The 13416-nt window shown below is 39.0% G+C and carries 12 protein-coding genes, 1 tRNA gene and 1 riboswitch; of the genes, 11 read left to right on the top strand and 2 right to left on the bottom strand.

From position 1 onward, the window contains the following. Nucleotides 1-19 precede the first annotated feature (19 nt). The 7 genes from R2Q84_RS23380 to R2Q84_RS23350 all read left to right on the top strand — a co-directional run bounded on the left by R2Q84_RS23380 (nucleotide 20) and on the right by R2Q84_RS23350 (nucleotide 7799). On the top strand, nucleotides 20-1138 hold the full coding sequence (locus R2Q84_RS23380) for a PepSY-associated TM helix domain-containing protein (protein ID WP_316819026.1): 1119 nt from the start codon (nucleotides 20-22) through the stop codon (nucleotides 1136-1138). Nucleotides 1139-1220: 82 nt separating this feature from the next. Next, the gene (locus tag R2Q84_RS23375; RefSeq protein WP_316819025.1) at nucleotides 1221-3710 is read left to right on the top strand and encodes an outer membrane beta-barrel protein; all 2490 of its coding nucleotides are present in this window, start codon (nucleotides 1221-1223) and stop codon (nucleotides 3708-3710) included. 158 nt (nucleotides 3711-3868) lie between these two features. Next, nucleotides 3869-3941 (top strand) — tRNA-Thr (locus R2Q84_RS23370). 91 nt (nucleotides 3942-4032) lie between these two features. Further along, nucleotides 4033-4908 (top strand): urea transporter, encoded by an 876-nt coding sequence (locus tag R2Q84_RS23365; protein WP_316819024.1) that lies wholly within the window; start codon nucleotides 4033-4035, stop codon nucleotides 4906-4908. A gap of 80 nt (nucleotides 4909-4988) precedes the next feature. Continuing rightward, nucleotides 4989-6725 (top strand): amidohydrolase, encoded by a 1737-nt coding sequence (locus tag R2Q84_RS23360; RefSeq protein WP_316819023.1) that lies wholly within the window; start codon nucleotides 4989-4991, stop codon nucleotides 6723-6725. Nucleotides 6726-6777: 52 nt separating this feature from the next. Next, nucleotides 6778-7296 carry a hypothetical protein gene (locus tag R2Q84_RS23355; RefSeq protein WP_316819022.1) on the top strand — a complete coding sequence of 173 codons (519 nt, stop codon included), beginning with the start codon at nucleotides 6778-6780 and terminating at the stop codon, nucleotides 7294-7296. A gap of 95 nt (nucleotides 7297-7391) precedes the next feature. Continuing rightward, nucleotides 7392-7799 (top strand): YtxH domain-containing protein, encoded by a 408-nt coding sequence (locus R2Q84_RS23350; RefSeq protein WP_316819021.1) that lies wholly within the window; start codon nucleotides 7392-7394, stop codon nucleotides 7797-7799. Between the two features lie 53 nt (nucleotides 7800-7852). Here R2Q84_RS23350 and R2Q84_RS23345 read toward each other — a convergent pair whose 3' ends face one another. Together R2Q84_RS23345 and R2Q84_RS23340 are read right to left on the bottom strand one after the other, a co-directional pair. After that, a complete protein-coding gene (locus R2Q84_RS23345; RefSeq protein WP_316819020.1) occupies nucleotides 7853-9004 on the bottom strand; it encodes an MFS transporter in 1152 nt (383 codons plus the stop codon). Nucleotides 9005-9037: 33 nt separating this feature from the next. Continuing rightward, nucleotides 9038-9526: a YdeI/OmpD-associated family protein gene (locus R2Q84_RS23340; RefSeq protein ID WP_316819019.1), complete on the bottom strand. Its 489-nt coding sequence runs from the start codon at nucleotides 9524-9526 to the stop codon at nucleotides 9038-9040. Nucleotides 9527-9719: 193 nt separating this feature from the next. After that, nucleotides 9720-9807, top strand: a riboswitch (TPP riboswitch). 60 nt (nucleotides 9808-9867) lie between these two features. Between R2Q84_RS23340 and thiS the strand changes: the two genes are divergently transcribed. Genes thiS through R2Q84_RS23320 form a run of 4 tightly spaced genes read left to right on the top strand, consistent with a single transcriptional unit; the run spans nucleotide 9868 to nucleotide 13415 of the window. Beyond that, nucleotides 9868-10071: a sulfur carrier protein ThiS gene (thiS, locus tag R2Q84_RS23335; protein ID WP_316819018.1), complete on the top strand. Its 204-nt coding sequence runs from the start codon at nucleotides 9868-9870 to the stop codon at nucleotides 10069-10071. Between the two features lie 49 nt (nucleotides 10072-10120). Then, on the top strand, nucleotides 10121-12004 hold the full coding sequence (thiC, locus tag R2Q84_RS23330) for a phosphomethylpyrimidine synthase ThiC (RefSeq protein ID WP_316819017.1): 1884 nt from the start codon (nucleotides 10121-10123) through the stop codon (nucleotides 12002-12004). Between the two features lie 20 nt (nucleotides 12005-12024). Continuing rightward, entirely contained in the window at nucleotides 12025-12618 is a 594-nt protein-coding gene (locus R2Q84_RS23325) for a thiamine phosphate synthase (RefSeq protein WP_316819016.1), read from the top strand. Between the two features lie 23 nt (nucleotides 12619-12641). Then, nucleotides 12642-13415, top strand: a complete 774-nt coding sequence (locus tag R2Q84_RS23320) for a hydroxymethylpyrimidine/phosphomethylpyrimidine kinase (RefSeq protein ID WP_316819015.1) — start codon at nucleotides 12642-12644, stop codon at nucleotides 13413-13415. The last annotated feature ends 1 nt before the right edge of the window (nucleotide 13416 follow it).

The following is a 13416-nucleotide window of genomic DNA, read 5'->3' as shown; positions in this document are numbered from 1 at the left end:
AGCACAGGTAGTATTAAAGATGACTTTTAAAAAAATTAACGCCTGGTTTCATTTATGGCTCGGATTAGCTTCCGGAATTGTAGTATTTGTATTAGGTATCACGGGATGCATACTTGTTTTTGAACAGGAAATAAAAAGCATGACCTCTCCCTGGCTTCATGCAGAAAAGCCTGATGGTGGTAAATATTTACCCCCATCCGTACTTGTCAATTCACTACAAAAGCAGGTTCCAGGTAAAGAGATTGAATCCATATGGTATCATGGAGAAGGTCGTACCGCACATTTAAACATGCATGAGTCTGATTCGACAGCTTACGTAAACCCATACACAGCAGAGGTAGTAGCATTGGTTGATCATGAAGATATTTTTCATTTTTTCAAAGATGGACACTATTACCTTTGGTTCCCAAAAGAAATAGGTCACTATGTTACAGGTTGGGGAACGTTGATTTTCTTTCTTTTGTTAATCAGCGGTCTGATTTTATGGTGGCCAAAAAGATGGAACAAAAAAGGACGGGACCAAAGCTTTAAAATCAGGTGGAGAGCGAAATTTAAGCGGGTGAATTATGACTTACATAATGTGCTTGGTTTTTACAGTATCATACTCGCTCTGATCTTCGCATTTACCGCCTTAATGATGAGCTTCACCTGGTTCAACAATGGCGTATACTGGATGGCAGGCGGTAAAAATAAACCACGTTTAGAAGCTGTTTCAGATACGACTACCAATATTCGAAGCAATGTAATGGTGCAGGTAGATAAAGCCTGGCACAAAGGCATACATGAAATTGCAGAACATAATCCACTTGAAATCCTAATGCATTTCCCTGAAAAAGCATCGGAAGCCATCTATGTGTGTACCGACATGTTCAATGGTACATGGCGTGATGTTTACCTCGACCAATATACCTTAAGGGAGCTGCCAGCCTCAAACAAACGGGTGAGAGATGAAGATCTCGCCTCCTGGATCCGACGTTACAATTATGGGCTACACGTTGGCCTGGTTGGCGGCCTACCTGTAAAAATAATATATTTCCTTGCCAGCTTAATCTGCGCCAGTCTACCGGTAACCGGTTTCTATATCTGGTGGGGAAAAAAGAAAAAATCAGCTAAAAAGACTAAACCAAGAGTGATATAACTGATTAATTCTTATCCAACATGGAGTTGAACATTTGCGATTAGCAATTGAGCAACTCCATGCTAATGAAAATGATTACACTATGAACAACACAAAACAATCAATAGGCATAAAGTCTATTGCAGGAACAGCTTTGCTTTTTTGTATTATCTTGTTAATTTCTGTTTTCTCTACGAACTGTGTGCTGGCACAAGAACAAGGGAAAATAACCGGACAGGTAACGTCTACAGACGGAAAATCGCTTCCGTTTGCCTCTATTGCATTGCAAAAAGAAGACGGTCAGATGCTAAAAGGCACCCTAAGCGATACGCTTGGTGTGTTTACCTTTACGTCCGTTCCAAACGGAAAATACCTGGTAAAAGTAACAGTTGTAGGCTTTAACACCCACCACTCTAAAACTTTCCTGGTTCATGCCCGACAAAACACGATAAACCTAGGTAGTTTCAGTTTATCAGAAGATGCCCGGCTTTTAAATTCCGTAACTATAAAAGCAGAAAAACGCCTGATCGAACAAAATATAGATCGTACAGTGATTAACGTAGAAAACAGCATTCTTTCCGGCGGCAACACTGCACTGGAGCTATTAGAAAGAGCTCCAGGTGTTAGTGTAAATCAGGATGGAGAAATATCTCTAAAAGGGCGTTCCGGCGTATTGGTTATGATAAATGGTAAAAACACTTATCTATCGCCAAAAGAGCTGGGTATGCTTTTAAAAGGAACTAATTCTAATTCCATCTCCAAAATAGAGATTATGGGCAACCCTTCTGCTAAATATGATGCGGCCGGAAATGCGGGGATCATCAATATTCAAATGAAAAAGAATATAGCTACAGGTTTTAATGGAGCGGTATCTGTAAATGGCGGAGCCGGACGAAAAGCACGCTACGGGAGTGGAATTAACCTCAATTACCGTAATGATAAATTGAATATTTATGGTAGCTATGACTATGGTTTTCGTGGTGAAACAGAATATCTGGATTTTGAACGCCGATTTTACGACAACGGGATTACTACAGGACTGCCAAACAGAACTTCCTATCAAAATACAAAAACCGATGAACCTTTACACACAAATAATTTTAGGGTTGGATTAGATTATGAATTTAATAAAAACAATTCTATTGGCTTTTTAATGAATGGCAACATCGGAAAATACACTCACGATAGTAAAACAGATAATTCATTAATTGATCATTCAGGAACGCTTTTAAGTAAAATGACAACTACAAATTATGATCAGCAAAACTGGAAAAATCTGACTTATAACCTAAACTACCTACATAAATTCGCAAAAGAAGGCCGGGCATTTACCGCAGATGCTGATTTTGCGAGCAACCGCTTTACTTCAAAACTTAATCTACATACTATATCACAGGCAGGCACACCACAATCTTCGGGTAACATCACCAGAAAAGGTTACGTACCGGCAATTACTGATGTTTATGTCGCTAAAGCTGATTACACAGATCCTTTAAGCAAAGCTGTCAAACTCGAAGCCGGATTAAAAAGCAGCTTTACGTCTTCAGATAACAACTTGCGCTATGACTTGCTCAATAATGGCAATTGGGAGTATGACAGCAATGGGAGTAATCATTTTAAATACGATGAACAGATCCATGCGGGGTACCTCAATTTCAATATAGATTTCAAGTATTTTAGTATTCAAGCCGGACTAAGAGCTGAAAACACGCAAACAAAAGGTCACCAGATTACCACTGACTCTTTGATAAAACGTAACTATTTTCAATTATTCCCAAGTCTATTTATTGATAAACCATTCGGCGAAAATCACCAGTTACAGGCTTCCTATAGCAGAAGAATTGAACGCCCGGATTACGGAGACCTGAACCCTTTCCGCGTGTTCAGAGATCCCCTGCTCTTTTACCAGGGCAATCCCTTTCTGAAACCAGAAATGATTGATGGTTTTCAACTGAGCCATAGTTTTAAAAGCAGGTATACAACAGCAATCAATTACAATAGGACGACAGATGTAATGACCTGGATAAGTGGACAAATAGATGCGCTAAACACCACTTTTGAAATGCCGAAAAACTTAAGCAAGCTGGTTAATTATGGCATAAGTTTTACTGCCTCTACTAGTGTTGCAACGTGGTGGACAGGTACGCATTTTGCAAACGTATTCCGCAATGAATATAGCGGTACTGGTGATGGCGGTGCTATAAATAGTAAAGCAACCAGCTTTAGCTTTAATTCTCAGAACACATTTAAAGCCGGTAATGGGTACACGATGGAGCTTAATGGTTTATATAATGGTGCTTCTGTTTATGGAATTTCCAGGTACAAAGGAAATTATATGATTTCTGCGGGAATTCAAAAAACGGTTTTCAATGATAAGGGTACCCTAAAGTTAATGGTAAATGACATTTTTCAAAGCAGACAGTTAAGAGAAACTACACAATACGGAAATATTGATATGAATACGCATATCCATTTAGATAGCAGACGAGGAATCCTTTCTTTCTCCTATCGTTTTGGTAATCAAAACATAAGCAAAAAAGAACGTAAAACGGGAAGTGAAGACATTATGAACAGAGTTAAAGGTGGTGGTTAATTACCACCTTTAACAAATTAATTTAACTCCCTGAGCGCTTTGGAGTTCCTTAATTATTTAAAAAAATACTTTGTAGAAGTATATTAAAGTACTACATTTGCGACCACAATGCCAACAGGGATACAACTACTCTAAACGGCATCTTTGAAATTTTAAAAGCCTCCTTAGCTCAGCTGGTAGAGCAACTGACTTGTAATCAGTAGGTCATTGGTTCGATTCCGATAGGAGGCTCTTTAATTTTCTCCCCCATTCAATTATTCTCTTATAATTACTTGAATTACTCTTCCATTTTGATCAAATTTATAGGTAGGTTTATCAAACCATGGAACAAATCACTCAAAAGCCTGCCTTTGTTCATACTCTTTTAAAGGGGGTCGGGCAAATTATGCTCCAGGAAAATTCATTTACCGGATTACTTTTTTTAATTGGTATCTTTTATGGATCTGTGCCAATGGGTATTGGAGCCATACTATCTGTGTGCTGTGGGACAATGACTGCAAAAATACTGAAGTATAACCACGATGAAATAAAACAAGGATTATATGGTTTTAGTGCTGCTTTAGTTGGTGTAGCGCTTCCCTTCTATTTTGAACCGGTTATCGCAACATGGGTTGCCGTAGTTATTGGATCTGCATTGGCGACTATCATTCAGCATTTTTTTATTGTAAAAAAGATACCAGTATATACCCTGCCGTTTATTCTGGTTACCTGGTTAGTATTGTACATATTTCATCAGGTTTATCCGGTACCAGTTTCAACGTTATTAACTTCTCATACTTCAATCGGATATAACTTTGCGGCTGCCGCCAGGGGATTTGGACAAGTTATTTTTCAAGGCGCCTTATTTTCCGGTATTGTATTTTTTATCGGGGTGTTTGTTAATACACCTATTGCTGCTTTGTATGCACTTGCAGCCTCTGTTCTGGGTGCTTTGCTGGCAACCTGCTTTTCTATTCCCACTGATACAATAGAGATGGGATTATTTGGTTACAACGCAGTACTCTGTGCCATTGTTTTTGCTGGCACTGATAAAATGGATGGTATTTGGGTATTTCTAGCTACAACATTCGCAGTAGCAATTGCATTATTCATGTCAACTTATTCACTTACCCAATTAACTTTCCCTTTTGTTGCTGCAACCTGGATTACTTTAACAATTAAACACTTTTCGCTTAAGTACGTGGTTAAGCCTGCCTAGATATTTTAAAATCCACAAACAAATCATAGTAAAAAGCGTTTTTACATCAGGTAATTTTTCCTCTCTTAATAATTAACCTTATGAATATCAAACCTTACTACTATCTATCTGCTGTAATTTTACTTTTTAGTTGTCAGAATAAGGCAACAAGTGAAAAAGCTGATGCCATTTATTTCGGTGGAACCATTATAACGATGGAAGATTCCAGTCCCAGTGCTGAAGCTGTTGCAGTAAAAGATGGAAAAATAATTTTCGTCGGAAAAAAAACAGAAGCTGATAAATATCTGGGTGATAGTACAAAAAACGTTGATCTGAAAGGAAAAACATTATTACCAGGTTTTATTGATGCACATGGACACCTGACTTCAAGAGCGGGAATGATGCAGGCAGTTGACTTATCTCCCACTCCTTACGGAACGGTAAATTCAATTCCAGATCTGCAAAAAACAATCAAAAAATATATTACTGACCACCATCTCCCAGCAACCCAGGCGCTTATCGGAAACGGCTATGATGATGCTATTATGATTGAACACAAACATCCTAGCCTACAGGATTTGGATGCCATAAGTACAACAAACCCTATTATTGTCATTCATGCGTCCGGACACTCCAGCGTTGCCAATTCTGCCATGCTAAAGCTCGTTGGGATTACGGAAACCACCAAGGAACCACAAGGCGGACATTTTGGGCGTGATAAAAAGACGGGAAAATTAAACGGTAAACTGGAAGAAAATGCCAGTTTTACGGCTTTGCTAACCCTCACAAAAAAAATGTCTGAAGAAGCCGGCACAAAAGTCGATCCACAGGTACAAGCACTGAAAGACCTCATGAAAGCACAAGATGAATGGTTAAGCTATGGTCAGACTACAATTTGCGACGGAAGAACAATGGGAAGTAGTGTTGGACTTTTAAAAGAAGCTGCAGCCAAAAATATGTTTAAAGCTGACGTTGTATATTTTCCCGATTATGAATATTACAAAACTCAGTTAGACAGCTTTAAACCTGATTATATGAAATATAAAAATCGCTTAAAATTAGGCGGTTTCAAGTTTTCTGATGATGGTTCACCGCAGGCAAAAACAGCATGGTTAACTAAACCGTATTACGTTGCACCCGAAGGTCAGGGGCCAGACTATAAAGGCTTCCCAATATTTACAGACTCTGTTTTATATGCTGACTTAAAAACTTTATTTCAGAACGGCATTACTGCACAACTGCATGTAAATGGTGATGCAGCCATAGATCAGGCGATCAGAGTAATCAAGCAACTAAAAGATGAGGGGCTTTATAAACCAGAACTACGGACAACATTAATCCATGTTCAAAATAGTCGTCCTGATCATATTCAAAAAATCAAAGATCTTGGCGTAATCCCCTCCTACTTCTCTACTCACGTTTACTTATGGGGCGACTGGCATTATACCAGTGTTTTTGGTCCTGACCGGGCACCTTTTATCAGTCCGGCTAATTCGGCGTTAAAAGCGGGCATTATTTTCACTATGCATCATGATTCTCCGGTTACACCTCCTGATTTGCTTACGGCAGTATATTCAGCAGTGAACAGGAAGACACGCTCAGGAATGATATTAGGACCAGACGAAAGAATAAAACCTTTAGAAGCCTTAAAGGCAATTACAATCAATGCGGCTTATCAATATCATGAAGAAGATGCTAAAGGATCACTTAAAGTAGGCAAACTAGCAGATATGGTCGTTTTGGATCAGGACCCGTTAACTATTGCCCCATTAAAAATAAAAGACATCAAGGTCCTGGAAACTATAAAAGAAGGACAAACAGTTTACATAAAGAACTAGGAGGTTGTAGCATAATTTGCATTTTACTCGTTTTGGCTGAAAAAGAACCAATATGAACCGAAACTACTATCTTCTTATTGTGCTGATGATGGCATGCATAGTGACATCCTGCAAAAAAAGCGACATTGAACATGAAAATGATTATGACAAAAGCTATAAAGCCTGGCAGGCTTTCAAAGCATCATCGAACAATTCATACCGTTACAAGACTTATTTCGGCTCTTGGGTTGGATACAGTGGCGAGACCACCATTACTGTAAAAGACGGTAAAGTAGTTGGACGTTCCTACATAGGAAAAAAGAGAGAACACCCATCTAACGAACTTGTTGTTTACGAAGAATGGACGGAAGACGCAACCAACCTTAATAGTCATGTACTTGGAGACAACATCTGGACTTTAGATGAAATTTATGAAAAAGCGAAAACTGTGTGGTTAGTAAAAAATAAAGAAGCCAAAACATCCCTGGAAACTAAAAACAATGGGATGATTTCCGCTTGCGGATTTGTGCCAAACAACTGTGCTGATGATTGTTTTAGAGGAATTACCATCACTTTAATAGAAGCTATTTAGTATTCTCTCTCTTTCTACTTTCATTTTATCAAAACACAATAGCAAAGTATGTGTTTAATAAAGAAGTAGAAGTGTAATCAATAAAATAGATAGCTATGAATTATAAAAAATTAATTTCCGACCGCTTTGCACGTATTCCATCATACAGACCTACAGACACCTCGGGTGCCGTAGTAGCTTTACTGGCAGGACTTGCGGTTGGCGCTGTATTGGGTGTGTTATTTGCGCCTGATAGCGGAAAAAGAACCAGAGAACGAATTTCAGATAAGGCCTTGGGTGCCACAGATAACATTAAAGATGGTTTTCATTCCATTAAAGAAAGAATGGCTACAGGTAAAGACAGCCTGATTAGCATGAAAGATCGTTTGGTAGACAATGTAAAAACCAAAGCAAATACTGTTAGTCAGGATTTTAAAGACTTCAAAAATGAAGAAATTGATAAGGCAAAGTCATCGATAAAACAGGTGGCTGATGAAGCCAACGAGTCAATTCAACGTTCTTAAGAATAATTTCACAAACTAGTTAGCATTAAAATAAAAGCTTTCAGATAAATCAATTAAATCGTTTTATCTGAAAGCTTTTGATATTTAAAAAACATCTGTGTAATAGGAATCAATAATGCTCCGCATAAAGCGAAAATGACAAACGAAACCCTTAAACTAAAGGCATGTGCCAGGTAACCAATTAGTGGCGGGCCGAGCAACATTCCGGTGATAGAATAAGTAGCAATAATAGAAATCGCCATCCCCGCTGAATATTTTTTCGATGCACCTGCCAGCGCATATGCCATCGGAATAACCGCAGCAGCACCAAATCCTACTAAAGAAAAGCCAATCATGGCTGGCCAAAAGAAAGGAAAGATAATAGCAAGACTGATACCGGAAATTATACATACCGCACTCATAATATAAGTTCTAGGCATGCCAAACCCGGCAATAATGATATCTGACAAAAATCGGGATGTAGCCATAAAGGTCATAAATATCAGATACCCATAGGTAAATATCTCTACCTTAATAACCTCCTGAAAATAGATTCCGCTCCAGTCAAACATTCCTCCTTCACATATTGCACATAGGAAAACGACAACGCCAAGGTAAAAAATGTAAGGATCCGGTTTACTCAAGACCAATTTATTACCAGTTTCAGAACGATCTCCTTTTAGTAAAAACTGATAGGAATAGAATGTTATCATTAACATAACAGCTGCTACAGCAATAAAATGATACTGTATAGGAACCTTTAACTCCAACAAAAGGGTTGACAAAAGAATACCTCCTATCCCGCCCATACTCCAATAACCATGAAAAGAGCCTATTATTTTTTTGTCAAACCGTTTTTGTAGGGTTAAGGCCTGTGTATTTACCGAAATATTAAAGATCCTTGTGGTAAATGCAAATAGCACTACCGCAAGGACCAGGCTAAATGTGCTCTGGGCAAATCCAATAAATGCCAAAGAAAATGCGTTAAGCCCATATCCGACGGTTAAAGGAACACGACTGTTGTATTTTGAAACCAGCCAGCCCGAAAGTGGTAATCCAATTAACGAACCAATTGGCAAAGCCAGTAAAAGACTACCCAATTCAGCTTCATTGAAGCCGAAAGTCTCCTTAATGGTAGGGATTCTTGATGCCCAGGTAGAAAAACTCAACCCCGACATGAAGAAAAAGAGACTTAAAAAGAAACGATGTTTTATATTAGAAATCATTGCATTGCGATTGCGCCGCAAAGTTAGCATTTATTAAAGCGTCTTTTTTCCTATAAACGAACTTTTACCTAACAAAAAATTAATGGCTCTTTCAATATTTCGATTTCTACTTTCCTCTGTTTTTAAAGAAGAAATATATCTCACCATTTCTTTCTGCGCTGAAGGACTTAGCTTATCGAACTTAGATTTCGCTTCCAAATTACTTTTTAATGCTTCTAGTAGTTTTGGATGCGGCTTTATTTTTCTGTCAGATGGGTCGAATTTAATAGTCACTTTAATGGATTCTCCTATTCGTTTAGGTGAATTTTCGAGCATCGATGTGTTAATGTAAAGTCGCCAAAGACCACTGTACCTTAGTAACGTTTGTTGGTACGATAAACTGTTTACAGTGCCGGCAACAGGAATATGCCCTTTATTTTTACCTGCCTGAATAAAAATTTCGTTCAAAATAGTTTCTGGTACCTGAACGTATGGATTAATTCCAATTATTTCTATGACCGCATCAAAGGAATAGCTTTTCATTTTTTAATATCTCATCATCTACAACGGCAATTTTCACTCGGAAAATTGCCGTTCTGTGTTTAAACAAAGAATATCTTATAGTTTAATAGGTATGTAAATTACCAAAAATGCGGTTATCATACTCCTCTTTTTATTTTTTCACCTATCTAAATTCTGGCAGTTTGTATTTAAAAATAAAATAACATAGCTTTACAAAAAACTTTAGGGGTGCCTTGCGCTGAGAAATACCCTTTGAACCTGATGCAGTTAGTACTGCCGAAGGGAAAAGTAGAAGCAAATCTATTGCTATCTTTTCGACCCGTTATGGGCTGTCTCCTATAGTTTCCAAATTTTAACAGATTATGGAAATAACTATAAACCAACAACAACATCAGTTTGAAGACCTTTGCTCAGTAACGCAAATGCTGGCTATCGTTCTTTCTGGCGAGGCTAAGGGCATCGCCGTAGCCGTAAATCAAACCATCATCACCAAATCTACCTGGCAAACCCATCTTTTAAAAGATGGTGATCAGGTGATGCTCATTAAAGCAACTCAAGGCGGATAATAAGCCTTTCCACAAATTGATAAATCCACACACCCTACATTAAATCACTATGAAAACTGAAAAAACTCCAAACCAGGAAGTAATCAGCCGCACACCATTCCCGGCATCACGAAAGGTATTTGTAAAAGGCCAGCTGCATGACATCAGTGTTGCAATGCGCGAAATTACTTTAAGTGAAACCAAAATTCACAATGGATTTGGTTTAACTGAGCCCAACCCTCCGGTAACTGTGTATGATACAAGTGGCCCTTATACCGACCCGAATGCCCATATTGATGTAAAAGAGGGCTTACCGAGGTTAAGAGAAAAATGGATTACCGACAGATTGGATGTAGAACAGCTGTCACAGATTACTTCTGATTACGGTCAACTTCGACTGGCAGACAGCAAACTGGATGTACTTCGCTTTTCGCATCTGAACAAACCATACAAGGCTAAGAAAGGTATGAATGTATCGCAGATGCATTATGCAAAAAAAGGAATCATCACCGCCGAAATGGAGTATATCGCTATCAGGGAAAATCAAAGGATAGATTTACTACAGGAGCAGCTTGGTGCGCAACATGAGGTAATGAACCATCAACATAAAGGGCAAAGTTTCGGGGCCAATACACCTAAGGGATACATTACTCCAGAATTTGTACGCTCAGAAGTGGCAGCCGGACGTGCGGTTATCCCTTGTAACATTAACCACCCGGAACTTGAGCCAATGATTATTGGCCGTAACTTCTTGGTAAAGATCAATGCCAACATCGGCAACTCAGCCGTTACTTCATCTATTGAGGAAGAAGTTGAAAAGGCGGTTTGGGCTTGTAGATGGGGCGCGGATACCATTATGGACCTCTCTACTGGAAAAAACATTCATGAAACCCGCGAATGGATCATCCGTAACTCGCCTGTACCTATTGGTACCGTTCCTATTTACCAGGCACTTGAAAAAGTAAACGGCAAAGCGGAAGACCTGACCTGGGAATTGTTTAGAGATACCTTGATTGAGCAAGCTGAGCAAGGTGTTGATTATTTCACCATCCATGCTGGCGTATTGTTACGTTATGTGCCCCTAACGGCAAAAAGGGTGACCGGCATTGTATCCCGTGGTGGCTCTATTATGGCTAAATGGTGCTTGGCACATCATAAAGAGAACTTCCTCTATACACATTTTGAAGAGATCTGTGAAATTATGAAAGCATACGATGTAGCCTTTTCATTGGGCGATGGTTTACGTCCGGGCTGCATCGCGGATGCCAACGATGAAGCACAATTTGGTGAACTCGAAACACTAGGCGAACTGACTAAAATTGCCTGGAAACATGATGTACAAACCATTATTGAAGGTCCTGGACACGTACCGATGCACCTGATTAAAGAAAATATGGAAAAGCAACTTGAACATTGTTCTGAGGCTCCTTTCTATACATTGGGCCCACTTACTACCGATATCGCCCCTGGTTACGATCACATCACTTCAGCCATTGGTGCCGCTATGATAGGTTGGTTTGGAACCGCTATGCTTTGTTATGTGACGCCTAAAGAGCATTTAGGTTTACCAAATAAAAAGGATGTAAAAGATGGTGTAATTACCTATAAAATTGCGGCTCATGCTGCCGATCTGGCTAAAGGTCACCCAGGCGCCCAATACCGCGATAATGCATTAAGTAAAGCGAGATTTGAATTTAGATGGGAAGATCAGTTTAACCTTTCTCTTGATCCGGATACTGCAAAGGAATTTCACGACGAGACTTTACCTGCTGATGGTGCAAAAATTGCACACTTCTGTTCCATGTGCGGACCGAACTTCTGCTCCATGAAAATTACACAGGACGTCAGGGAATATGCAGCTAAACAAGGCGTAGATGAACAGGAAGCACTTGAAAAAGGAATGGCCGATAAATCTAAAGAGTTCGCTGAAAAAGGAAGTGAAATCTACCTGTAATTTAAACAGTTATACATTACATGTCTTTCATTGTTATTTCCGATCCACTGAGCTTTGAACATGAATCCGAACTCATTAATCTGCTTTTCGAAACCGGTATGCCACTTTTTCATTTGAGAAAACCAGGTATGGATATAGACAGCTATGCAAAGCTCATTTCATTGATTGATTCGTCTTATCATAACAGAATCGCTTTGCATCAGTTTCATGAACTGGTTAGTGATTTTGCTTTGATTAAGCGACTTCATTACCCGGAAAAACTTAGAACGGAAGGCTGTAAATATGAACAGGATAATGTACTAAGTACTTCCATTCACAGTTTAAATGAACTGGACAAGCTGCAGTCTTTTGATTATGCATTTTACGGGCCTGTATTTAACAGTATATCGAAGCCGGGCTATATCGGTCTGGATGTTGGTAAACTGGAATTACCAGCCGGAAATAAGCGCATTAAACTGATTGCCCTGGGCGGAATTGAGTTAGATAAAGTAGAAAAAGTAAAACTTATCGGCTTTGACGGCTTGGCAGTATTGGGAACCATATGGAGAGACAAAAAGCAGGCTGTTTTTGAAATTAAATCACTAATAGACAAATACAATGAGACCTTCAACTAAAGTGTACAATCATAAATAGAACGATGTCTAAAATAGCACAGCGACCTTATGTAATGAGTATTGCAGGTTTTGATCCTACCGCAGGTGCCGGAATATTGGCCGACATTAAATGTTTCGAACAAAATGAAACATATGGTTTCGGTATATGTAGTGCACTGACCGTACAAACCGACAGTGAATTTCTGAAAAATAGCTGGCTCAGTGTAACAGAGATTATAGATCAAATGGCTCCGCTACTCTACCGTTTTAAAGTAGCAGCGGTTAAGATTGGGTTGATAAAAGATATTGCAGTTTTACTTGAAGTTATTGCGTATTTAAAAAAGCATCAGACAACTATAAAAATAGTATTGGATCCGGTATTAAAAGCAAGTGCAGGTTATGCATTTCATGATTGGGATGCCGGACTTAAACATTTGCTCCCGGTCTTAAAACAAATCAACCTGATTACCCCCAATTACCCGGAAATGCTAAGTATGGGAGGTCAGGAAGAAGTTTTCACTGCTGCTGGATCCTGGTCTGCCTACTGCCCGGTCTTACTAAAAGGTGGTCACATGAAAACGCATATAGGGACAGATTATTTATTTGAGAACAAGAAGATGGTTGAATTAAAACCCAGTGTTACAAAGGTCTATCAAAAACACGGCTCTGGATGCGTATTATCGGCAGCCATAACTGCCACTTTAGCAAAAAATCACACGCTGTTAGATGCATGTAAACATGCAAAAAAATATACTGAACAATTTTTAAACAGTAATGAAAGCCTTTTAGGGCATCATAAACTTCAATTCACACAATAGT

It is taken from the genome of Pedobacter nyackensis, from assembly GCF_032678475.1.
Lineage (GTDB): Bacteria > Bacteroidota > Bacteroidia > Sphingobacteriales > Sphingobacteriaceae > Pedobacter > Pedobacter nyackensis_A.
The sequence above is the reverse complement of the archived record's forward strand: the minus strand, read 5'-3'. Positions and strand labels throughout refer to the sequence as shown.